We start from the raw sequence: 22,689 nt of genomic DNA, 5'->3' as shown, positions 1-22,689 counted from the left end.
TTCCCGGCAGAATGCAAAAGCTGCGAGCTAATACCCCCAGCCGTCTCCCGGTTGCGCAGGGCTATCGTATTTGGGAGCTTTTTCCTGCGGCCATCCTTCGAGACGCCCGCTTTGGGCGGGCTCCTCAGGATGAGGGCGGAGTGCGCGGCAGCGGTTTCAACGAGCACTGATGCTGATTAGCCTCATCCTGAGGAGGCGCGTTAGCGCCGTCTCGAAGGACGAGGCGTGCGCGCAGCCGCCGCCACAGGTCATATGCGGTAGCCATGCGCTTGCGGAGAGGGTCGGGGTGTCTCAGCGTTGGATCGAATGCGATGCGGCTCAATGCGCCGCTGAGGCCGAGCGTTTCGTCGCCACTTGCTTGGGGGCCGGCTTCGCGCTGGCCTGCGGTGCGCTGTCCCAGCCGCCGTTCGGGGTCGCAACGTTGACGGCATCGTCGGGCTGCGGCTCGGCGCTGAAGGTCTGGATCGCGAGCTTGGCGGCCGCCAGCGATTGCGGGTCGAGGCGCTTGGCGACATCGTCGCGCTTGCCGGCGGCATCCGCATCGCCCTGGGCGGCAGCTAAGCTGAACCATTTGTAGGATTCGGCGAGGTTCTGCTCGACGCCGATGCCGCGGGCATAGAGGATGCCGAGGTTGAACTGGCTGTCGGCGACGCCGCGATCGGCCGCTTTCCGGAACCACTGCGCCGCGCTCTTGTAATTGGCGCCGCGACCGCCGCCGTCGGCATCGAGCACGGCGAGATTGTGCATCGCCTTGGCGTTGCCGCGCTCGGCGGCCTGGGTGTAGTAGCGGCGCGCGATGTCCGCGTCCTTCTTCACCCCTAGGCCCTTTTCGTAGAGCGTGCCGAGGCGGAAGATTGCAGGGACGACCCCGGCCTGCGCCGCGCGGTCGTACCACTTCGCCGCTTCGTCGTAATTCGTGGCGACGCCCTTGCCTTCGGCAAAGCGCACGCCGATCTCGTAGGCCGCGGTCGCATCGCCCTTCATCGCGGCGCTGCGCAAGGCTGGGCCGCCGATGCCGTCAGGCAGCTTCTCGCTCGGCGGCACCTGGACGACGCCGAGCTTGGCGCGACTCGTGCCCGACAGCGCGCCGGTGACGTCGCTTGAGGCCGGCGGCATCGCCGCGGCAGGCGCTTGCGGGATTTCAACCGAGGCCGAGCTGCCGGAACCGGGAAGAGGCGCCGGCGCGGCATTGTTCTGCGATTGCCGTCCGATCGGTGTCGGCGACGTCATCGACGGGGTGATCTGCTCGGGCGCGGCTGGCTTGGTCTCGACCGGCGGCGGCGCCGGCTGCGGCGCCGGCTCGCTCGGGATGTTTTGCATCGCCTGCGGCGTCGGTGACGAGCTGCCGCCTTCGAGCAGGTTCATCGCCATCTTGAAGGTGCCGAGCACGATCACGACCACGCTCGCGCCGACCAGCAGCGAGCGGATCTTCGAGGTGATGGTCGAGCCGCCTTCCTGGCCCTTCTCCTTGGCGCGGGCGATCGCGGCCTTGGCGCCGCGGGCCGGCTTCTCGGGCGGCTGTGCGGCGGCGGCTTGCGCCGCGCGGCGGGCGGCGGCGATGAAGCTCGACGACGACACCGGCTCCTTCGGCGCGGCGGCAATTCCGCTGATCGCGTCCTCGGAGGCGGCGATGCGCTCCGACGGCGTGGCGACGCGCCCGCCCGGCCGTGTGCCCGGCTCGAGCGGGTGATCCGGCGGCAGTTCCGGCGCGAGTGCAGCGCGCGCCGTGTGCGGCTCCAGGATCTCGCTGACCGCGCGCGGCGGGACCGGCGGCGCCGCCGGCACGGGCGGCGGCGCGGCGGGGGTGGCGGCGTGGAACTCGCGCGGTGCGGCGACGAAGGCAGCCGGCGGCGCCTGCGCGGCAGCTGGATTGGGCAGCTCGGGCTTCGGATCGTATTTCGGCGGCTGTGCTGGCGGTTGCGGCCGCGGCTCGCGCGCCATCGGCGCCGGCTCCATCGCCGCCGCCATCGGCATCGACATCGTCTGTGGGGCGGGGGGAGGCGGCGCGGTGCGCACCGCGCGCAGATCGCCCTCGATCATCGAGAGGCGATCGACGACGTGACCGAGCGCGCTGTGGACGGCCTCGAGCGAGTCCTGGGTGTGCCGGTTGGTCTCGGCCTGACTGAAGCGGATGTCGGAGAGCTCGCGCTTGACGAGGTCGACCATGCCGGAATCGGGCGGCGGCGCGGAGCTGCGGCTCTCGGCGAGGGCCGCATAGGTCGCCTGCTGCCGTTCCAGGTGCCTGAGGATGTCGTGCAGCCCGTCCTCGACGCGGCTCAAATTGCCGTTGCGCGGATCGGCGGCGGCCTCGATCCGCTCCAGGAGATAGGAAACACGCTGCTCGAGATGGGCGAAGGTCGAGGCGGAATCGTTGCCGACCTGCATGCGGTCGAAACGGTCCGACAGCGCGCGGATCGCAGCTTCGAGATGCTCGGTGCTCTCGGACGGCTGCGGCCGCTCGCGGGTTTCCAGCGCCGCCGTGAGCGCCGCGATGCGCTGCTCCAGCGCCGCGAAGCTGTCGCCATGGCCGGAGGCGCGGGTGATCTGGTCGACCTTGGACGACAGCAGCTGTACGTCTTCGGATAGCCGTGCCAGCGCCTCGTTGGAGGCGACGTTGGAGACGATGGCGCGCAGCGCCGCGATCGCGCCTTCGAGCTGCTGCACGGTTGAGGGATCGTCATTGGCGCGCAGGATCAGGTCGAGCTTGGCGCCGAGATTGCGGATCGCCTCGTCGTAGCCGGTGAGCTGCTCGGCCGGCGTCAGTGTGCGCAGCACCTGCTTGATGTCGGACAGTGCGCGCTCGATGCCGGCAAGAACCTGCCCGTCGGTGCCGTTGGAGCGGGTCTCGTCGATCCGGCGATGCAGCGAGCGGATCTCGTTCTCGATCGATTCGATCGCGCGCCGCGGCATCGCCTCGGTGATGGCGGCGCGGATTTCGGCCAGCTCGCTGCGGAAGGCGTTGATGGCCTGCTCGGTATTGTCAGGCCGCTGCAGCGATTCGATCTGGCTCGTGATCTTGAGCAGATGGCGCTCGAGCGCGGAGAAATCCGGCCCCGGCTGCGGTGGCGGCGGCGCATAGTTAGGGGCGGGCGGCGCCATCGGCGGCGCGCAAGGAGCCGTTGGCGCAAGCGGCGGCGCGGCACGCGGCGGCATCTGCCGCGGCGCAAAGCCGTCGAGCTCGCTCTGGCGCGCGGTGATCTCGGCGACCGCGACGTCGAACGAAGCCGGGCTCAGGGGTGGTGAGCCGCGATAGACCTGCGCGGCGGCGCGCTCGACGGCATCGGCCTGGCGCTGGCGCGTCTCGGCCGGGGTGGGGCGAGGGGCCTGCGGCTGCGGCGCTTGCCGCTGTGGACGGGAGATCTGCGACAGGCGCGCGTCGAGCCGCGAGATCGCATCGTTGAGCTGGCGCGCGACGCCCTGCTCACGCGAGACGTCTGGTCGTGAGGAGTCTTGTCTTGAGACGTCTTGTCTTGAGGAGTCTTGGCGCGGCGCGGGTTTCGAGATCCGCTCGATCTGCTGGGTGATCGCGTCGAGCCGCTGGTGGATGTCGGCGACTTCGCGGCTCTCCTGACTCGGTCCTTGGCTCGGCACGTGCTGCGGACGCTGATCGTAGGATCCGCGGAAGTTGGGCGGGGCAGTATCGCCGAGCGTGGAGTTCAGCCAATCGTTGAGCGACATGCCGGCACGGCGCGCAGCAGCCTCGGCCCGCTCCCGGACGGATGGATCGATGCCGTCGACACTCCACGATACGCGCGAATTCATGACTCTGTCCGGTTCCGACTTCGGCACCCCACCCCGGCGCCTCCAGCTTCCCCACGCGTGCCGGTTGCAAAGACAATCGAATTTGGCGCGGGTCGTCTGCCTCGAAAACCGACTTTTTCCTGTTACGGTAAATAACGAGTTAAGGAATGCGGAGCCGCTGTCTTAAAGTTGGGCGGCGGGAACTGGGGGGCGGTGTTGTGTCGCTCATCCGGTCCCGAAACAAACCGGTGTCATGCCCCGCGAAGGCGGGGCATCCAGTACGCAGCGGCTCCTCGGCTCTAGCCGCGCCGTCTCTGGAATACTGGATCGCCCGCCTTCGCGGGCGATGACAGCGAGGAGGCGGAAAGGGCTCGCGTAACGTCGGCGCCCTCAGCCCTTCTCGCGCTTGCCATCCTCCAGCGGTACCACCGTCGCCTTGCCGCTCATCGCCGACAGCGCTTCCAGCGCCTCCTCGCAGAAGTCGGCCACCATCTGCTCGTGGCGGGCGCCGAGCTGGAGCAGCAGCAGATTGCCGAGATCGAGCCGTCCCTCCGCCGTGCCGTCGGGAAAGCGCTTCTTCAGGATGCGCTCGTAATTGGCGTGGCGGTCGCGGTGGTGCTCCAGGCGGGCCATCAGGTCGGTGCGCATGGGCTCGATGTCGATGCTGTCGAGCGCATGCAGCCGCACCAGGAGGTCGTCCTTGATCGAGGGCGGCGTGCTTGGCCGCGCGGCCCAGTGCCGCAGTGCTGTTCGGCCCTCGGGAGTCAGCGTATAGATCAGTTTATTGGGCTTGCCCGACTGCACCACCTCGCGGCCCTGGATGTAGCCGCGGTCGCGCAGCTTGGAGAGCTCGCGGTAGATCTGCTGATGGTCGGCCTTCCAGAAGAAGCCGATCGAGGAATCGAACGTCTTGGCGAGTTCGTAGCCCGTCATCGGGCGTTCCGTCAGGCATGCGAGGATTGCGTCGCCCAGTGCCATGACTGGCCCCCTTCTTTAGGTTTGACCAAGCTGCTTGACTTTATGCGCATCGGCGCATATGCGTCAATGTGCATATGAGGCAGCGTGCAGGCGGGCCAGAGGCCCGACTGAATAATCAAGTGAAATCAATCTCCTCGCTACTGTGCATGGGGTTGTTTTCGCACTTTTGCCCTGGCCTTGAGGGAGGCACCCGACAATGACCGGCCTCGATTCCTGGTACGCCTACATGAAGTCTCACGACCGCGCCGCGCTCTGGGACCTCCTGCATCCCGACGCCGTGTTCGAAAGCCCGGTCGTGCATACGCCGCAGCGCGGCCGCGACATCACCTTCAAATACCTCTCCAGCGCCGAGAAAGTGCTCGGCGGCCCCGGCTTCACCTATGTCGGCGAGTGGCGCAGCGACAATGGCGCGGTGCTCGAATTCAAGAATGTCATCGACGGCATCGAGATCAATGGCGTCGACATCATCAGCTTCGATAGCGAGGGGCGCATCACCCACTTCAAGGTGATGGTGCGTCCGCTCAAGGCGATCAACATGCTGCACCGCCTGATGGCGGAGCAGCTTGCCGCCGCCCAATCATAAGCCCAACATCCTCCTCAAGCCCCATGCCGGGAGACCACCATGCCGATCTATAAAGCCCCCGTCGAAGACGTGAACTTCCTGCTCAACGACGTCTTCCAGATCGATCGCTACGACAATCTCGCCGGCTTCTCCGATGCGTCCAGCGACGTGCGCGAGGCCATCCTCGGCGAAGCCGCCAAGCTCGCCGAAGAGGTGCTGCAGCCGCTCAACCGCGTCGGCGATCTCGAAGGCTGCAAGCGCGCGGATGATGGCAGCGTCGCCACGCCGAAGGGGTTCAAGGAGGCGTTCAAGCAGGTCGCCGAGGGCGGCTGGCTCGGCCTGTCGGCGCCGACCGAATATGGCGGCCAGGGCCTGCCGGTGACGCTGAGCCAGGCGGTCAATGAATTCCAGATCTCCGCCAACATGGCGTTCTCGATGTATGGCGGCCTCACCATGGGCGCGACCGCGGCGCTCTTGGTGCACGGCACGCCCGAGCAGAAGAAGACCTACGTGCCGAAGATGGTGGCCGGCGAATGGACCGGCACCATGAACCTCACCGAGCCGCATTGCGGCACCGATCTCGGCATGCTCCGCACCAAGGCAGTGCGGCAGGCGGATGGCAGCTTCAAGATCACGGGCACCAAGATCTTCATCTCGGCCGGTGAGCATGATCTCGCCGACAACATCATCCACCTCGTGCTCGCCCGCATCGAGGGCGCGCCAGCCGGCATCAAGGGCGTGTCGCTGTTCGTGGTGCCGAAGTTCCTCGTCAACGCCGACGGTTCGGTGGGCGCGCGCAACGGCGTCGTCTGCGGCTCGATCGAGCACAAGATGGGCATCCACGGCAATTCGACCTGCGTGATGAACTACGACAACGCCACCGGCTGGCTGATCGGCGAAGAGAACAAGGGCATGCAGGGCATGTTCGTGATGATGAACGAGGCCCGGCTCGGCGTCGCCGTGCAGGGCCTCGCGCAGTCCGAGGTCGCCTATCAGAACGCGGTCGCCTATGCCCGCGAGCGCATCCAGGGCCGCGCGCTGTCAGGCGTCAAGGCGCCGGACAAGCCGGCCGACCCGATCATCGTGCATCCCGACGTGCGCCGCACGCTGCTCTCGATCCGCGCGTTCAACGAGGCCGCGCGAGCCTTCGTGATGTGGACCGCGCTGAAGAGCGACGTCGCCCACCGCTCCGAAGACCCCAAGGACCGCCAGGCCGCCGACGACCACATGGGTCTGATGACGCCGGTGTTGAAGGGCTTCCTCACTGACTATGGTTTCGCCAACGCGGTGCAGGCGCAGCAGATGTATGGCGGCCACGGCTACATCGCCGAGCAGGGCATGGAGCAGTTCGTGCGCGATGCGCGCATCGCCATGATCTATGAAGGCGCCAACGGCATCCAGGCGCTCGACCTCGTCGGCCGCAAGCTGCCGCGCGACGGCGGCCGCGCCATCATGGCCTTCTTCGGCGAGGTCATGGCGTTCGCCAAGGAGAACGGCGGCGACGAGGCGCTGAAGCCCTTCATCACGCCGCTCTCGACCTCGCTCGGCCATCTGCAGCAGGCGACGACTTGGCTGATGCAGAACGCGATGGCAAAGCCCGACAATGCCGGTGCCGCCGCAACCGATTACCTGCATCTCTTCGGCTTCGTCGCGCTCGGCTACATGTGGGCGCGGATGGCCAAGGTGACGAATGCCAAGATTGCCGAGAGCGGGGCGACGCCCTATCTCTCCACAAAACTCGTCACCGGCCGCTTCTTCATGGAGCGGATGCTGCCGGAGACCGCCGCCAATCTCGCGCGCATCCAGGCCGGCTGCGCCACCATCATGGAACTGCCGGCGGAAGCGTTCTGAGCCTGCTTCCGCTGCCTGCTCCCAATCGTACCGAACATCACATCAGGAGGGCGTCATGCCTGAGGCATTCATCTACGACCACGTTCGCACCCCGCGCGGCCGCGGCAAGCCGGACGGCGCGCTGCACGAAGTCACCGCGCTCGCGCTTGCGACCGTGCCGCTGAAGGCGCTGAAGGACCGCAACAATTTGCCTGAGGATTCGGTCGATGACGTCGTGCTCGGCGTGGTCGATCCGGTTGGCGAAGCCGGCTCCGACATCGCGCGCTTCGCGGCGCTGAAGGCCGGCCTCGGCGAGGCCGTGCCCGGCGTGCAGATCAGCCGCTTCTGCGCCTCCGGCCTCGATGCCGTGAACTTCGCAGCGGCGCAGATCATGAGCGGCCAGCATGAGCTCGTGATCGGCGGCGGCGCCGAGTCGATGAGCCGCGTCGGCATCGGCGCCTCCGGCGGGGCCTGGCCGATGGATCCCTCGATGGCGGTGCCGGCCTACTTCATGCCGCAGGGCGTGTCGGCCGATCTGATCGCCACCAAATACGGCTTCTCGCGCGACGACGTCGACGCCTACGCCGTGCAGAGCCAGCAGCGCGCCGGCAAGGCCTGGGACGAAGGCCGCTTCAACAAATCCGTGGTGCCGGTGAAGGACATCAACGGCCTCACCATTCTCGCCAAGGACGAGCACATGCGCCCCTCGACGACGATGCAGTCGCTGGCGCAGCTGCAGCCGTCGTTCACGATGATGGCGCAGATGGGCGGCTTCGACGGTGTCGCGATCCAGTCGCACCCGGAGATCGAGCGCGTCAATTACGTGCACCATGCCGGCAATTCCTCGGGCATCGTCGACGGCGCCGGCGCCGTGCTGCTCGGCAGCAAGGAAGCTGGCAGCAAGTACGGCCTGAAGCCGCGCGCCAAGATCCGCGCATTCGCCAACATCGGCTCGGAGCCGGCGATGATGCTGACCGGTCCGGTCGACGTCACCGAGAAGCTGTTCGCGCGCTCCGGCATGAAGAAGTCGGACATCGACCTGTTCGAGCTGAACGAGGCTTTCGCCTCGGTCGTGCTGCGCTACATCCAGGCCTTCGACATCGACAATGCCAAGATCAACGTCAATGGCGGCGCGATCGCGCTCGGCCACCCGCTCGGGGCGACCGGAGCGATGATCCTCGGCACCGTGCTCGACGAGCTCGAGCGCACCAACAAGTCCACCGCCCTCGTCACGCTGTGCATCGGTGGCGGCATGGGCACCGCGACCATCATCGAGCGCGTCTAAGGGTTGAGGAGCAACCAACATGTCGTACAAGAACTTCAAGGTTGAGACCGATTCGGACGGCATCGCGCTCGTCACCTGGGACATCCCGGGCCGCTCCATGAACGTGCTCGACGAGACCTCGACCAACGAGCTCGAGGCGATCGTCAAGGCGACCACGGCGGATGCCGCGGTGAAGGGCATCGTCATCACCTCCGCCAAGGAAGCGTTCTGCGCCGGCGCCGATCTGTCCATGCTCGAAGGCATGAACCAGGCCTATGCGAAGGTTTTCAAGGAGCAGGGCGAGATCGCGGCGAACCAGATGCTGTTCGACCAGAGCCGGCGCTTCTCGCAGGTGCTGCGCGGAATCGAAACCTCAGGCAAGCCGTGGGCGGCGGCGATCAACGGGCTCGCGCTCGGCGGCGGCTTCGAGATCACGCTGTGCTGCCATTATCGCGTCGCGGCGGAGAATCCCAAGACGCGCCTCGGCCTGCCCGAGGTCAAGGTCGGCCTATTCCCCGGCGCCGGCGGCACGCAGCGCGTGCCGCGCCTGGTGCCGCCGCAGGACGCCATGACCATCCTGCTCAAGGGCGACCCCGTCACGGTCGACAAGGCCAAGGCGCTGAATTTGATTCACGCCATCGTGCCCGCAGCCGACCTCATCAAAGCCGCCAAGGACTGGATCAAGGGCGGCGGCAAGGCCGTCGCGCCGTGGGACGAGAAGGGCTTCAAGCTGCCCGGCGGCCCGGTGTTCTCCAAGGCCGGCATGATGATGTTCCCGGCCGGCAACGCGATCTATCGCCGCGAGACCTACGACAATTACCCGGCCGCGCGGGCGATCATGAGCTGCGTCTATGAGGGCCTGCAGCTGCCGATCGACGCCGCGCTGCGGGTGGAGTCGCGCTATTTCACCTCGGTGCTGCGCTCCAAGGAAGCGGCTGCGATGATCCGCAGCCTGTTCCTGTCGATGCAGGAGCTCAACAAGGGCGCGCGCCGTCCCAAGGATGTGCCCGCGACCAAGGTGAAGAAGATCGCCGTGATCGGCGCCGGCTTCATGGGCGCGAGCGTCGGCTATGTCTCGGCCCGCGCCGGCCTCGACGTCGTCCTGATCGATCGCGACCAGGAGAGCGCCGACAAGGGCAAGGCGCATGCCCAGAAGGTGATCGAGGAGCAGATCAAGAAGGGCCGCGCCAAGCCCGCGGACGCCGAAGCGCTGCTCGCGCGCATCACGCCGACCGCGGACTACGCCGCGCTGAAGGACGTCGACCTCGTCATCGAGGCCGTGTTCGAGGACCGCAAGGTCAAGGCGGAGACTTTTGCCAAGGCGCAGCAATATCTGAAGCCTGATGTGATCTTCGCCTCCAACACTTCGACGCTGCCGATCACCTCGCTGGCCGAGAGTTTTAAGGATCAGGGGAAGTTCATCGGCATTCACTTCTTCTCGCCGGTCGAGAAGATGATGCTGGTCGAGATCATCCTCGGCAAGAACACCGGCGACGTCGCGCTCGCGACCGCGCTCGACTACGTCCGCCAGATCGGCAAGACGCCGATCGTGGTCAACGACTCCAGAGGCTTCTTCGCCAATCGCTGCGTCGGCCGCTACGTCGCCGAAGGCAACGAGATGTTCCTGGAGGGCGTGCCGCCCGCGATGATCGAGAACTGCGCCAAGATGGCCGGCATGCCGGTCGGCCCGCTCTCGCTCTCGGACGAGGTCGCGCTCGATCTCGGTCTCAAGATCATGAAGGCGACCGAAGCCGATCTCGGCCCCAACGCGATCAATCCCGAGCAGAAGAAGCTGATGGTGGAGATGGTCGAGAAGCAGGGCCGGCTCGGCCGCAAGAACAGCAAGGGCTTCTACGATTACCCCGAGAAGGGCAAGGGCCAGAAGAGCCTGTGGCCGGGCCTCTCGGCCTTGCAGCCGAAGCAGCTCGATCCCGATACGCTCGATATCGAGGAGCTGAAGCAGCGCTTCCTGGTGGTGCAGGCGGTGGAAGCTGCGCGCACCGTTGAGGACCACGTCATCACCGATCCGCGCGAGGCCGATGTCGGCTCGATCCTCGGCTTCGGCTTCGCGCCGTTCACCGGGGGCACGCTGTCCTACATCGACTTCATGGGCACGAAGAAGTTCGTCGAGCTCTGCCACAAGCTGGAGGCGAAATACGGCTCGCGCTTCACCCCGCCGAAGCTCTTGGAAGAGATGGCCGCGAAGGGCGAGACCTTCTACGGCCGCTTCGCGCCGAAGAAGGCGGCGGCCTGACGGAAGAGGTTACGCAGAAACAAAAGGCCGGATCGTCGATCCGGCCTTTTTCATTTTCCGTCGCCGAACGGCGAGAAGGCGCGCCCTCCGACGACATCGTCGTCGAGACGGGCCTTCCAGCTGCCTTCGTCGCCGCGGCCGATGCGCACCTCGAAACGCCAGCCATTCTGGTTGGTGAAGGCGACGTCCGCGCCGCTCTTCGTCCTGGCGTAGCGGCAGGGATATTCGGTCGGCCGGTTCGGAAAGACGATCTTTCCTTCTCTGCTCTCGAACACGGCCGAGGTGATCTGCGGATGGATCATGAAGATGCAATTGCGCTGCGACGCGACCGGCGTCGAGAGTCCGAGCATCGCGAGCGGCGCGCCGGCGGCGGTCATGAGGACGATCATGTTCATGGAGGCAATTGTCTCCTGGAGATGCTCCTTCGACGTCGCCGCGGATCAGATGGTTCACAAAAGGAAGGGCTGGATCATCGCTTGGGCGCTCTGCCTTGAGCCTTGTCACATCGATTGATGCGCTTTCGTCTCACCCCAGCACCCAATCCTCCACCCCGGCCACGCTCGCTTCGCCCTGGCACCGCTCTTGCTGATGATCCGCCGGATGGCCCATCGACATTGAAGGTGTCCCGCAATGATCCCCACGGTGTCTCAAGACAGCGCAGCCGGCGTTGCGGTAAGATACGCCCCCTTGTTGCTGCTGGATCGGCCGTGGCGCCGCCGCAGGCTCCTCCGGTGGCGCAGAAAAATTCCTTCGTGGGTCGGCCTGGTCTTACTCGTCCTCGTCTTTGATGTTGCGCTGGCCGTGCTTGCCTGGTTCGCCGTCGATCTCGTCCTGCACTGAAAGCTCACCTCTGTGCACGTAGAACGTCGCCGCCAAATAGGCGACCTGGCCGGCAATCAGGCAGCCGACGACGATTGGAACGCCCGTCCAGAATCCAAAGCCCGAGGTCTGAAGCACCGTCGCGGCAAGGATCGCAGTCGCCGGCGAGACCAGCAATAGAGTCCAGACTCGGAAGAATAGACCCGTCGCCAAGCCGGTGATTGCGCTCGCGAGCAGGAGGAGGATTACAGTCGTCACAATAGCTTTCCGGTCCGACGGTTAGCGTCCTGTCCCGCGCTGAAGTTGAGGCACAGGAGGATTGCTCTCACAAGGATGGCGACGTCCGCGGAGCGCAAAAGGCGGAGTTATTGTTAACCCGGACAATGCTCGTAAAATCCCCGTCAGCGCATCGCGAATCATCGGATTAGCGAATGACGCAAGCAAAGAGCCGAATCATCGGTCCGGCTCTTCGTCGACCCCGCCCGTCACGCTTCGCGAACGGCGGACCAGAGCTGACCGGCGATCATCTGGACAATCACTTGGCCTTCCGTCACGATCTGATTGCCGTCGAGGCCCAGCGCAGGGACTTGGCCCGAAGGAGGCCCCAACTTCAGATAATCCTCACCATTTCGGGCTTCTTTGCGCCGCTATCGACCTCGACCAGGCCACAGAGCGGGCTGGCCTCCAGGAGCACGAGGCGGGGACGGCGGGCACACACCGGGGAAACCATCCGGTTTCGAGGAATTTCCTTCCCCTGACGCTTGGCTCGGCCGAAAGAACGACTACATGCACCTGCTTGAAATAGTCAAGATTGATGCAGGTGCATCGAATGGAGTAAGAGACGGGCAACGAGCTTGAGCGGGACCATGAAACGCAAACCATCGACCGAGGCAACCGCCGCCTGGATCCGCCTGATGCGGGTGCAGAGCCGCGTGCTCGATTGCGTCGAGCAGGACTTGAAGAAGGCCGGCTTCCCACCGCTGGCCTGGTATGACGCGCTGCTCGAACTGTCGCGGGCGCCCTCGGGCGAGCTGCGGCCGGTCGAGCTCGAGCGGCAGATGCTGATCCCGCAATATTCGACCTCGCGCCTGATCGATCGCTTGGTCGACGAGGGCCTCGCCTCGCGGCGCGAATGCAAGATCGACAAGCGCGGCCAGTTCGTCGAGATCACCGAAGCCGGCCGCGAGCTGCAGAAGCGGATGTGGGGCGCCTATTCGGCCGCGATCGAGAAATATGTCGGTTCGAAACTGTCGGACGCCGACGCCGTCAAGCTCAGCAATCTGCTCGATCGCCTGGGCTGCTCGTGCGGCGAGATGAAACTGCCGCCCGCGGCCGCCAACGAAACCATGCCGTCGCGATGATCGCGCGGCAATCCCGCTCGCCCGTGCAACCGGTGGGTTCGCGGGCCGTCCCTGTCACCCGCGCGCGTTCGGTCGAAGCGCTTTTGATTAGAGTTTGATATGGCGCGAGACCAGATCGACATGACGCCGCTGCAATCACGCGACGAGCTCGTCGCGTGGTTTGAGGCAGGCTGCAAGGACCCGTCCGAGTTCCGCATGGGCACCGAGCACGAGAAAACGCCGTTCACGCTCGACGGCCATCGTCCGGTGCCTTACGAGGGCGCGCGCGGCATCGGCGCGCTGCTCGAAGGCATGAAGCTCCTGCTCGGCTGGGAGCCGATCATGGAGCAGGGCAACATCATCGGCCTCTACGACGTCACCGGCGGCGGCGCCATCTCGCTCGAGCCCGGCGGACAGTTCGAGCTGTCCGGCGCGCCGGTCGAGAACGTGCACCAGACCCAGAGCGAGCTGATGGCGCACTTGGCGCAGGTGCGCGAGATCGCAACGCCGCTCGGCATCGGCTTCCTCGGCCTCGGCATGACGCCGTCCTGGTCGCGCGCCGATATCCCGGTGATGCCCAAGGGCCGCTACAAGATCATGACCAATTACATGCCGAAGGTCGGTCAATACGGCCTCGACATGATGTACCGGACCTGCACGGTGCAGACCAATCTCGACTTCTCCTCCGAAGCCGACATGGTCAAGAAGCTGCGCGTCTCGCTCGCGCTTCAGCCGGTCGCAACTGCACTGTTCGCTAATTCACCGTTCACCGAGGGCAGGCCGAACGGCTTCCTCTCGTTCCGGTCCGAGATCTGGCGCGACACCGACAATGCGCGCGCGGGCATGATGCCGTGGGCGTTCGAGGACGGCATGGGGTTCGAGCGCTATGTCGATTATGCGCTGGACGTGCCCATGTATTTCGTCAAGCGCGGCGAGGAGTACATTGACGTCTCGGGCTCCTCGTTCCGCGCCTTCTTCGACGGCCGCAACAACAACCTTCCCGGCGAGCGTCCGACCTTGTCGGACTGGGCCAACCACCTCTCGACGATCTTCCCGGAAGTGCGGCTCAAGCGCTATCTCGAGATGCGCGGCTCGGATGGCGGCCCGTGGGGCCGCTTGCCGGCGCTGCCGGCGTTCTGGGTCGGGCTGCTCTACGACGATGCCTCGCTCGATGCCGCCTGGGAGATCGTCAAGCACTGGAGCGCGCATGAACGCCAGGCCTTGCGCGACGACGTGCCGCGCATGGGCTTCAAGGCGCGGATCAAAGACCGCTATCTGTTCGAGATCGCCAAGGAATGCCTCGTTCTTGCCCATGCCGGCCTGCGCCGGCGCGGCCGGATCGATCAACTCGGCCGCGACGAAACCCGGCATCTCGAGCCGCTCGATCGCATCATCGATTCCGGCCGGACGCCGGCCGAGGAGATGCTGGATAAATTCAACGGACCCTGGAAGGGCTCGGTGGAACCGGCCTACGCAGAATACGCGTTCTAGACTCTGCAGCCGGGCACCCAGGATTCAGCCGTTCATCGCCCATACAGGTTTGCGGCGATCAAATGACCGGCTGAAAAACCTGAGCGTCGTCAATAATTCGAAAGCTGTTCCGATGTGGAAGGGCCGCCTGTCCGGGGCCATCATGGCCAGCGCCGCGGCATGTGTCACGCTGCTTTCGCTTGCGTTTGCGAGCGCGCCGGCGCTTGCCCAGACGGCGTTCGACCGGCCCGGCGGCGACTATTTCAGTACGCCCGTCACCTCCGGCGATCCCGAGGATTGCGCGCTGCTGTGCGAGCGCGATCGCCGTTGCCGCTCCTGGAGCTTCAACTATCCCGATGTCGAAGGCGGCTCGGCCGTGTGCTGGCTGAAGAACACCGTGCCGGCCCGCGTGCCGGGTAGCTGCTGTATCTCCGGGGTGCGCGGCGCCGGCGTGATCGAGCCGCGCGTCGAAGGCGTCGAGACGTCGATCGACCGTCCCGGCGGCGACTTGCGCAATTTCGAGCTCAAGGACGGCGAAAGCGTCGAGGCGTGCAAGGCCGCCTGCATCGCCGACAACAAATGCCGCGCCTTCACCTATGCCCGCCCCGGCTACACCGGGCGCGAGGCGCGCTGCTTCCTGAAGAAGGAAATCAAGCCGCCGCGAAGGAAGGCGGGGTTCACGTCGGGCGTGGTGCGGTAGCATCCATACTCGTGCCCCGGACGCCATCAGCGCGTTTACGCGCGTCTTCGACGCGCTATGGCGGCGCTTCTTCAGCGCCGCACTGCAGAGACGGGACACGTGAGGCACCTCACTCCGCCGCGATCACCGTGATCTCCGGCCACAGCGCTTTCCAGCGCTTAGCCTTCGCTTCGTAGTTCGCCGCGGAAAAATTCGGTCCTGGATTTGGCCGCGCGATCAGTGCCGCAATGTCGTCAAACCCGCGCGGTGCGTAGACTTCGTGGCCATCGCTTGCGCGCCTGACGCCGACCTGCGTGTTCTGCGTGAGGAAGCGGTCGATGCCTTCCCTCGAGCTTCTCAGCGGCGGATAGGGCAGGCCGTGCTTGGCCGGGTACCACATGTGCACGCGGGCCTGGTTGCGGACCTCGATCTTGGTGCCGAGATGCGCGAGGCGCGCATGGAGGGTGCGGATCACCGCGTCCTCGGCCTCCCACGATGTGTCGGCGCCGAAATAGAACACGTCGTAATCGGCGATGCCGTGGTCGATCGGGCGCCCCGTGAGCACGTTCCATACCGTCTGCACCAGGCATCCCGACACCAGCCACGCATCCGGCAGCGCGAGCCGGTGCAGTTCGTCGAGGATCGCGGCGTTGACCGGATTGCGTAAGGCGAGCGCGAGGAATTCGTCCTTGCTCACCTGCGACCGGTCAGTGCACGGCGGTGAAGAACCGCGACAGCCTGAATCCGGACAGCCAGGTCCACACCGGCTGGCTGCGCATGCCGAGGTCCCAGGAGCCGACCACGGCGTCCGCACGTCCGATCAGATTGTCGATCGGCAGCAGGCCGACGCCGCCGGAGCGCAGCGGCACGCGGCTATCGGCGGAATTGTCGCGGTTGTCGCCGAGCACGAACAGATGCCCGGCCGGGACCGTCACCTCGGGCGTGTTGTCGAGCGGACCGCTGTCGCGCATTTTGAAGATCAGATGCGAGACGCCGTTCGGCAGCGTCTCGACATAGCGATAGGCGGGCTCGCTGCCGCCACGGTCGTTCTCGGCGGCACCGATGCCGTCGGGCTTCAGCTCGGCCGGACGGTCGTTGATGAAGAGCTGGCCCTGCCGCATCTGGATGCGGTCGCCGGGCAGACCCACGACACGCTTGACCCAGGCCTGCGAGCGATCGCCGGGCCAGCGGAAGACGACGACGTCGCCGAGCTTCGGCGTCTCCGCGAACACGCGGCCGCTCTCCGGCAGGCTGATCTGGATCGGCAGCGACGAGGTGCCGTAGCCATAGGGGAATTTCGAGGCGAGCAGCGCATCACCGATCAGGAGCGTCGGCTCCATCGAGCCCGACGGCACGTAGAACGGCTCGGCGAGCGCGCCCTTGGCGATGAAGACCGCGGCGACGATGCCGGCGAGCTGAGCGATCTGTCCGCCCCAGCCGCTGCTTTTGCGCTTGGGGCTGACCGTGACCTTGTCTTCAACGCTCATGCGCCGGTTCCACCCACGGTGATGCGTTCCATCAGCAGCGACGGCTGGCCGACGCCGACAGGCACGCCCTGGCCGTTCTTGCCGCAGGTGCCGATGCCGGTGTCGAGCGCGAGGTCGTTGCCGATCATGCGGATGCGATGCAGGTCGGTCGGTCCGTTGCCGATCAGCATGGCGCCTTTCAGGGGCGCCCCGATCTTGCCGTTCTCGATCTTGTAGGCCTCGGTGCACTGGAACACGTATTTGCCCGAGGTGATGTCGACCTGTCCGCCGCCGAAATTCGCGGCGAACACGCCGTTCTTAACCGAGGCGATGATCTCGGCCGGATCGCGGTCGCCGGCGAGCATGTAGGTGTTGGTCATGCGCGGCATCGGCACATGGGCATAACCCTGGCGACGGCCGTTGCCGGTCGGCTTCATGTTCATCAGCCGTGCGTTCTGGCGGTCCTGCATGTAGCCGACCAGGATGCCGTCCTCGATCAGCACGGTGCGATTGGTCGGCGTGCCCTCGTCGTCGATCGACAGCGAGCCGCGGCGCGAGGCGATGGTGCCGTCGTCGACCACGGTGACGCCCTTGGCCGCGACCTGCTGGCCCATCAGGCCCGCAAAAGCAGATGTCTTCTTGCGATTGAAGTCGCCCTCGAGGCCGTGGCCGACCGCTTCATGCAGCATCACGCCGGGCCAGCCGGCGCCGAGCACGACGTCCATCTCGCCGGCGGGCGCCGGAATCGACTCCAGATTGACCAGCGCCTCGCGCAGCGCGCCGTCGGCGGCCTCGCGCCAATTCCTGCTCTCGATGAACTCGGCATAGCCGGCGCGGCCGCCATAACCCTTGCTGCCGCTCTCCTGCCGGTCGCCCTGGCCGGCGACGACGGAGATGTTGACGCGCACCAGCGGACGGATGTCGCGATAGCTCTCACCGTCGGGCCGCAGGATCTCGACGACCTGCCAGGTCGCGCCGAGACTCACGCTGACCTGCCGCACCCGCGGATCCTTGTCGCGCAGGTAAGCGTCGATCTCGGCGAGCAGCTTGACCTTGGTCTCGAAGCCCGGCGCATCCAGCGGATTGTCGTCGCCATAGAGGCGGACATTGGTATGCGGCGGCGGCGCCGAGAAGCTGCCGGAGTAGCCGCCGCGCACGGCGGCAACCGCATCGGCAGCGCGGATCAGCGCCGGCAGCGAGACGTCGGAGGAATGCGCGTAGCCGACCGCATCGTCCTTGACGGCGCGCAGGCCAAAACCCTGCGAGGTGTCGTAGGTCGCCTGCTTCAGCCGCCCATTGTCGAACATCAGCGCTTCGGTCTGGCTGTATTCCAGGAACAGCTCGCCGTCGTCGGCGCCGGATAGCCCACGCGCGACCTCGCTGCGAATCTGGTCGCGGTCGAGATTGGCACGGTCGAGCAGGGAGGTCGTGGCAGGATTGGTCATGCGTCCGTCCATTAGCCGGGGATGTGGGGCAAGATAATGGTTTCGGATCGGTTCCGCGAGAGCGCGAAGCCTCACATTACGGAAACAAAAGGATTGTCAAGGTTAGCCGCTGCTACGGCAGCTTGTCATAGCCCTCACCCAGTCCGTTCAGGCTGAGCGGGAAGCCGATGCCTTCTTCCGGCGTCTCGAAGATGATGAAGGTCGCGGTCTTGGCGCTGCGGAGCTGGCCGAGCAGCTTGTCTTCCAGCACGACCTCGGCGACGCAGCCATTGGGCAGGCAGCGGACGAAGCCAGCGCGGCCGACGTCCTGGTTGTCGAGCTTGAGCCCGAGGCCGGAGGGCAAGAGGACCCCGAGCGGAGCGACCACGCGCATCAGCCGGCTCTTCTGGTCGGCGGTCTTGAGCACGATCACGGTCAGGCCGGCATTGGAGCGGTCTTCGGCCACCACGCTCTGGATCAGGGCGCATTGCTCGGTCTGGGCGCCGGGCGGGGTGTCGCAGCGGATCTGCCAGTCGCCATGGACGGAGCGCACCGCGCCCTGCGCATGGGCGAGCCCCGGCAGCGCCAGCAGGACCATCGCAGCCACGAGGCCGGCGAGCGCCGGGAGGCCGTTCGCCGGCCTTGCCATCGATCTCGAAAGCCCCATCGGGTCGGTCCCTCTGCTCGCCTGGGTTGCTCGCGCTTGGCGGACTGATCTGGCGGACTGATACGGAATGACGGCGTCTTGAAGGCGATTCCCAAGCAAATTCCGCGCCGCCCACACCGCCATTGCCCGCACGAATCAGGCTGCCGCGTGGCAGTCTTCCAGTGCCTACCGCGGGCAATTCCGCTGTCAAGCCGCAGCGTCCCGGGAAACGGTATTTTTGTCTGATCTTGCTGGGAAATATCTTGCCGGTGATGGCTGGCAGGCGGGGCTCAAGACTGCATTGCGATAGATCAAGAATTATGGTTTGAGAGGCTTGATTTCGCGTTCTAGCGATCTGGCCCCAATTCCTCTTAGAGGTATTCTTGCGTGGCGGTTTGTCGGACTGGCGGATCGAATAAGCGTTTCCCGCAAGCAGGGGAATGCACGTGGGGTGATCTCGGAAGGGGAGCGCGAACGACATGAGGATGTCGATGGGTCGGGTGGGCCGGCAATTGCTGGGATTGGCCACCATCGCCTTGGTGGCGACTGGAGTCACGCTGGCGACGGGTGGTGCGGCCTTGGCCGAGCTCGGGCAGCCGGCGCCGTGGGAGTGGACGCTTCAGCAGTCCGGTTCCCCAGTGATGGACAACATCGTCTGGTTCCATAACTTCCTCTTCGTGCTGATCACTCTGATCACGCTGTTCGTCCTGGCGCTGCTCGTGATCGTGGTCGTCAAGTTCAACGCGAAGGCCAATCCGGTGCCGTCGCGGACCACCCACAACACGCTGATCGAGGTGGCTTGGACGCTCGTCCCGGTGCTGATCCTGGTCGGCATTTCGGTGCCGTCGTTCCGGCTGCTGTTCCTGGAGCTCGACATTCCGAAAGCGGACCTGACCGTGAAGGCGACCGGCAAGCAGTGGTACTGGTCCTATGCCTATCCGGATAACGGCAAGTTCGAATTCGATTCGCTGATGGCGCAGGACAAGCAGCCCCGTCTGCTCGGCGTCGACAACGAGATGGTGGTGCCGGTCAACAAGGTGATTCGCGTCCAGACCACGGGTGCGGACGTCATCCATGCGTTCGCGCTGCCGGCTTTCGGCGTCAAGATCGACGCCATTCCCGGCCGTCTGAACGAGACCTGGTTCAAGGCTACCAAGACCGGCATGTACTACGGTCAGTGCTCGGAACTGTGCGGCAAGGATCACGCCTTCATGCCGATTGCGATCCGCGTGGTGAGCGACCAGGAGTTCGCCTCCTGGGTCGAGACGGCGAAGAAGAAATTTGCGAGCGGCGGCACCAGCACCTACGCCTCCGCGGCCGGCCCGACGCAGTAAGCGCCGGGGGCGGCCTGAGGGACTGAAAGCGATAAGGGTGGGACCTCCAAAGGTCCGAATGGGACGCAAGGCAGGATTTGAAAATGGCAACGAGCGCAGCGGCACACGGCGATCACGCGCATCATGACGAGCATGCCCATCCGACCGGATGGCGGCGCTACGTCTATTCGACCAATCACAAGGACATCGGCACGATGTACCTGATCTTCGCGGTCGTCGCCGGCATCATCGGTGCGGCGATGTCGATCGCGATCCGGGCCGAGCTGATGTATCCGGGCGTGCAGGTCTTCCACGAGGCCCACACCTACAACGTGTTCGTGACTTCGCACGGCCTGATCATGATCTTCTTCATGGTCATGCCCGCGATGATCGGCGGCTTCGGCAACTGGTTCGTGCCGCTGATGATCGGCGCGCCAGACATGGCGTTCCCGCGCATGAACAACATCTCGTTCTGGCTGCTGCCGGCATCGTTCGCGCTGCTCTTGATGTCGACCTTCGTCGAGGGCGAGCCGGGCTCCAACGGCGTCGGGGCGGGTTGGACCATCTACGCGCCGCTGTCGACCTCGGGCCATCCCGGCCCGGCGGTTGACTTCGCGATCCTGTCGCTGCACCTCGCCGGTGCTTCCTCGATCCTGGGCGCGATCAACTTCATCACCACCATCTTCAACATGCGCGCGCCGGGCATGACCCTGCACAAGATGCCGCTGTTCGTGTGGTCGATCCTGGTGACGGTGTTCCTGCTGCTGTTGTCACTGCCGGTGCTCGCCGGTGCGATCACCATGCTGCTCACCGACCGCAATTTCGGCACGACGTTCTTCGCCCCCGACGGCGGCGGCGACCCCGTGCTGTTCCAGCATCTGTTCTGGTTCTTCGGTCACCCCGAGGTCTACATCCTGATCCTGCCCGGCTTCGGCATGATCAGCCAGATCGTCTCGACCTTCTCGCGCAAGCCCGTGTTCGGCTATCTCGGCATGGCCTATGCCATGGTCGCGATCGGCGGCATCGGCTTCGTGGTGTGGGCGCACCACATGTACACGGTCGGCATGTCCTCGGCGACGCAGGCCTATTTCGTCGCCGCCACGATGGTCATCGCGGTTCCGACCGGCGTGAAGATCTTCTCCTGGATCGCCACGATGTGGGGCGGCTCGATCGAATTCCGCGCGCCGATGATCTGGGCGGTGGGCTTCATCTTCCTGTTCACGGTCGGCGGCGTGACCGGCGTCGTGCTGGCGAACGCGGGTGTCGATCGCGTGCTCCAGGAGACGTACTACGTCGTCGCCCACTTCCACTACGTGCTGTCGCTCGGCGCGGTATTCGCGATCTTCGCCGGCTGGTACTACTGGTTCCCGAAGATGTCGGGCTACATGTACAATGAGGGCCTTGCCAAGCTGCACTTCTGGGTCACCTTCGTCGGCGTCAACCTGGTGTTCTTCCCGCAGCACTTCCTCGGCCTGTCCGGCATGCCGCGCCGCTACATCGACTATCCCGATGCGTTCGCGGGCTGGAACCTGGTCTCGTCGGTCGGCTCCTACATCTCCGGCTTCGGCGTGCTGATCTTCCTCTACTGCGTGCTGGACGCCTTTATGAAGAGGGTGCCGGCAGGCGACAATCCCTGGGGTGCCGGCGCGACCACGCTGGAGTGGACGCTGTCCTCGCCGCCGCCCTTCCACCAGTTCGAAGTGCTGCCGCGCGTGCAGTAACCAATCCCCCGCGGCGCCCGTGACGGGCGCCGCGGCGCTGTAACGAAGCGAGTAGATCTAAGTGTCCGTCCTCGACCACAACGCCATCGACATCAATCCCCACATCTCCGAAGCGGAGGTTGGCGATTATCTCGCGTTGCTCAAGCCGCGGGTGATGTCGTTGGTGATCTTCACTGCGCTGGTCGGGATGGCGATGGCCCCGGGGCATTTCCACCCGGTGCTGGCGATCACCTCGCTGCTCTGCATTGCCGTCGGCGCCGGTGCCTCCGGGGCGCTCAACATGGCGCTCGAAGGCGACATCGACGCCAAGATGTCGCGCACGGCGAACCGGCCGATCCCGCGCGGCCGCATCACCCGCCCCGAGGCGATGGCGTTCGGCACGACGCTCGCCTTCTTCTCGGTGATGACGCTCGGCATCCTCGTCAACTGGATCGCGGGTGCGCTGCTCGCCTTCACCATCTTCTTCTACGTCGTGATCTACACGATGTGGCTGAAGCGCTGGACCGCGCAGAACATCGTGATCGGCGGCGCCGCCGGTGCGCTGCCGCCGGTGGTGGCCTGGGCCTCGGTGACGGGCACGGTCGATGTCGAGCCGCTGCTGCTGTTCGCCATCATCTTCTTCTGGACCCCGCCGCATTTCTGGGCGCTGGCGCTGTTCCGCTCCGACGACTACGCGCGCGCCGGCATTCCGATGCTGCCGAACGTCGCCGGTCCCGACGCCACGCGTCTCCAGATCCTGCTCTACACCATCGTGCTGATCGCGGTCGCCGCCGCGCCCTGGGCGCTCGGCTATTTCGATGCCGTCTACGGCGTGGTTTCGCTGATCCTCGGTGCCGGCATGCTGGTGCTCGCCATAAACGTCTATCTCCGCCGCGAGCGCAGCCAATCGCTGCGCGCGACTCGCAAGCTGTTTGCCTTCTCGATCCTGTACCTGTTCGCGCTGTTTGCGACCCTGCTGGCCGAGGTCGTGTACCGGGCGCTTGCTCCGATGGTTGGGGGCGCATGATCACCGCGATGGCCGACAAACCCGAGCCGGAAGGAATTGTCCTCACCGAGGCGCAGCGGAAGAGCCGTCGTCAGCGCTCCATCGCCATCGCTTTGGCGCTCGGCGTGCTCGTGGTGCTGTTCTTCGCCGTCACCATGGTCAAGGGGCCGGCCGTGCTCGTGCGGCCGATGTAGGAA

General features: G+C 65.6%; 19 protein-coding genes. 11 read left to right on the top strand and 8 right to left on the bottom strand.

Translation table 11 applies throughout. The features are described from left to right. Positions 1-318 precede the first annotated feature (318 nt). Positions 319-3,762 (bottom strand): tetratricopeptide repeat protein, encoded by a 3,444-nt coding sequence (locus I6F21_RS12860; protein ID WP_225183191.1) that lies wholly within the window; start codon positions 3,760-3,762, stop codon positions 319-321. A gap of 369 nt (positions 3,763-4,131) precedes the next feature. After that, positions 4,132-4,719: a PadR family transcriptional regulator gene (locus I6F21_RS12855; protein ID WP_035996500.1), complete on the bottom strand. Its 588-nt coding sequence runs from the start codon at positions 4,717-4,719 to the stop codon at positions 4,132-4,134. 196 nt (positions 4,720-4,915) lie between these two features. Here I6F21_RS12855 and I6F21_RS12850 point away from each other — a divergent pair, with 196 nt between their 5' ends. The 4 genes from I6F21_RS12850 to I6F21_RS12835 are packed head-to-tail and all read left to right on the top strand — an operon-like array spanning position 4,916 to position 10,629. Then, positions 4,916-5,302 (top strand): nuclear transport factor 2 family protein, encoded by a 387-nt coding sequence (locus I6F21_RS12850; RefSeq protein ID WP_035996505.1) that lies wholly within the window; start codon positions 4,916-4,918, stop codon positions 5,300-5,302. Between the two features lie 39 nt (positions 5,303-5,341). Continuing rightward, entirely contained in the window at positions 5,342-7,132 is a 1,791-nt protein-coding gene (locus I6F21_RS12845; protein ID WP_225183190.1) for an acyl-CoA dehydrogenase C-terminal domain-containing protein, read from the top strand. Positions 7,133-7,187: 55 nt separating this feature from the next. Further along, on the top strand, positions 7,188-8,396 hold the full coding sequence (locus I6F21_RS12840; protein ID WP_157285676.1) for an acetyl-CoA C-acetyltransferase: 1,209 nt from the start codon (positions 7,188-7,190) through the stop codon (positions 8,394-8,396). 19 nt (positions 8,397-8,415) lie between these two features. After that, on the top strand, positions 8,416-10,629 hold the full coding sequence (locus tag I6F21_RS12835; RefSeq protein ID WP_225113001.1) for an FAD-dependent oxidoreductase: 2,214 nt from the start codon (positions 8,416-8,418) through the stop codon (positions 10,627-10,629). Between the two features lie 50 nt (positions 10,630-10,679). Here I6F21_RS12835 and I6F21_RS12830 read toward each other — a convergent pair whose 3' ends face one another. Then, positions 10,680-11,024 (bottom strand): hypothetical protein, encoded by a 345-nt coding sequence (locus I6F21_RS12830; RefSeq protein ID WP_225183189.1) that lies wholly within the window; start codon positions 11,022-11,024, stop codon positions 10,680-10,682. A gap of 373 nt (positions 11,025-11,397) precedes the next feature. Further along, on the bottom strand, positions 11,398-11,706 hold the full coding sequence (locus I6F21_RS12825) for a hypothetical protein (protein WP_225113003.1): 309 nt from the start codon (positions 11,704-11,706) through the stop codon (positions 11,398-11,400). Positions 11,707-12,314: 608 nt separating this feature from the next. Here I6F21_RS12825 and I6F21_RS12820 point away from each other — a divergent pair. From I6F21_RS12820 to I6F21_RS12810, 3 genes are all read left to right on the top strand, one after another. Beyond that, positions 12,315-12,809 (top strand): MarR family winged helix-turn-helix transcriptional regulator, encoded by a 495-nt coding sequence (locus I6F21_RS12820; RefSeq protein ID WP_035996519.1) that lies wholly within the window; start codon positions 12,315-12,317, stop codon positions 12,807-12,809. 99 nt (positions 12,810-12,908) lie between these two features. After that, positions 12,909-14,279 carry a glutamate--cysteine ligase gene (locus I6F21_RS12815; RefSeq protein WP_036020556.1) on the top strand — a complete coding sequence of 457 codons (1,371 nt, stop codon included), beginning with the start codon at positions 12,909-12,911 and terminating at the stop codon, positions 14,277-14,279. Positions 14,280-14,391: 112 nt separating this feature from the next. Then, complete coding sequence (locus tag I6F21_RS12810; RefSeq protein WP_225147427.1) at positions 14,392-14,958, top strand: PAN domain-containing protein; 567 nt, start codon at positions 14,392-14,394, stop codon at positions 14,956-14,958. A gap of 109 nt (positions 14,959-15,067) precedes the next feature. Here I6F21_RS12810 and I6F21_RS12805 read toward each other — a convergent pair whose 3' ends face one another. The 4 genes from I6F21_RS12805 to I6F21_RS12790 form a co-directional block, all read right to left on the bottom strand. After that, entirely contained in the window at positions 15,068-15,634 is a 567-nt protein-coding gene (locus I6F21_RS12805) for a nucleotidyltransferase family protein (RefSeq protein WP_225183188.1), read from the bottom strand. Positions 15,635-15,644: 10 nt separating this feature from the next. After that, on the bottom strand, positions 15,645-16,424 hold the full coding sequence (lepB, locus tag I6F21_RS12800; RefSeq protein WP_109142209.1) for a signal peptidase I: 780 nt from the start codon (positions 16,422-16,424) through the stop codon (positions 15,645-15,647). Next, positions 16,421-17,848 carry a metalloprotease TldD gene (gene tldD, locus I6F21_RS12795; RefSeq protein WP_225183187.1) on the bottom strand — a complete coding sequence of 476 codons (1,428 nt, stop codon included), beginning with the start codon at positions 17,846-17,848 and terminating at the stop codon, positions 16,421-16,423. The genes lepB and tldD overlap by 4 nt, the downstream gene beginning before the upstream one ends. Positions 17,849-17,960: 112 nt before the next feature. Next, positions 17,961-18,494, bottom strand: a complete 534-nt coding sequence (locus tag I6F21_RS12790) for an invasion associated locus B family protein (protein WP_035996576.1) — start codon at positions 18,492-18,494, stop codon at positions 17,961-17,963. Between the two features lie 458 nt (positions 18,495-18,952). On the opposite strand from I6F21_RS12790, the gene coxB reads away from it, so the two are divergent. The 4 genes from coxB (at position 18,953) to I6F21_RS12770 (ending at position 22,686) form a co-directional block, all read left to right on the top strand. Then, complete coding sequence (gene coxB, locus I6F21_RS12785) at positions 18,953-19,807, top strand: cytochrome c oxidase subunit II (RefSeq protein WP_035996579.1); 855 nt, start codon at positions 18,953-18,955, stop codon at positions 19,805-19,807. Positions 19,808-19,890: 83 nt separating this feature from the next. Beyond that, positions 19,891-21,507, top strand: coding sequence for a cytochrome c oxidase subunit I (gene ctaD / locus I6F21_RS12780; protein ID WP_035996582.1), 1,617 nt, complete (start codon positions 19,891-19,893; stop codon positions 21,505-21,507). A gap of 61 nt (positions 21,508-21,568) precedes the next feature. Beyond that, positions 21,569-22,513, top strand: a complete 945-nt coding sequence (locus I6F21_RS12775; protein ID WP_225134312.1) for a heme o synthase — start codon at positions 21,569-21,571, stop codon at positions 22,511-22,513. After that, entirely contained in the window at positions 22,510-22,686 is a 177-nt protein-coding gene (locus tag I6F21_RS12770; protein WP_035996586.1) for a hypothetical protein, read from the top strand. Before I6F21_RS12775 ends, I6F21_RS12770 begins: the two co-directional genes overlap by 4 nt. Positions 22,687-22,689: the final 3 nt, after the last annotated feature.

The organism is Bradyrhizobium sp. NBAIM03, assembly GCF_020194055.1.
GTDB classification, from domain to species: Bacteria; Pseudomonadota; Alphaproteobacteria; order Rhizobiales; family Xanthobacteraceae; genus Bradyrhizobium; species Bradyrhizobium yuanmingense.
This window is presented reverse-complemented; position numbering and strand designations above follow the sequence as displayed.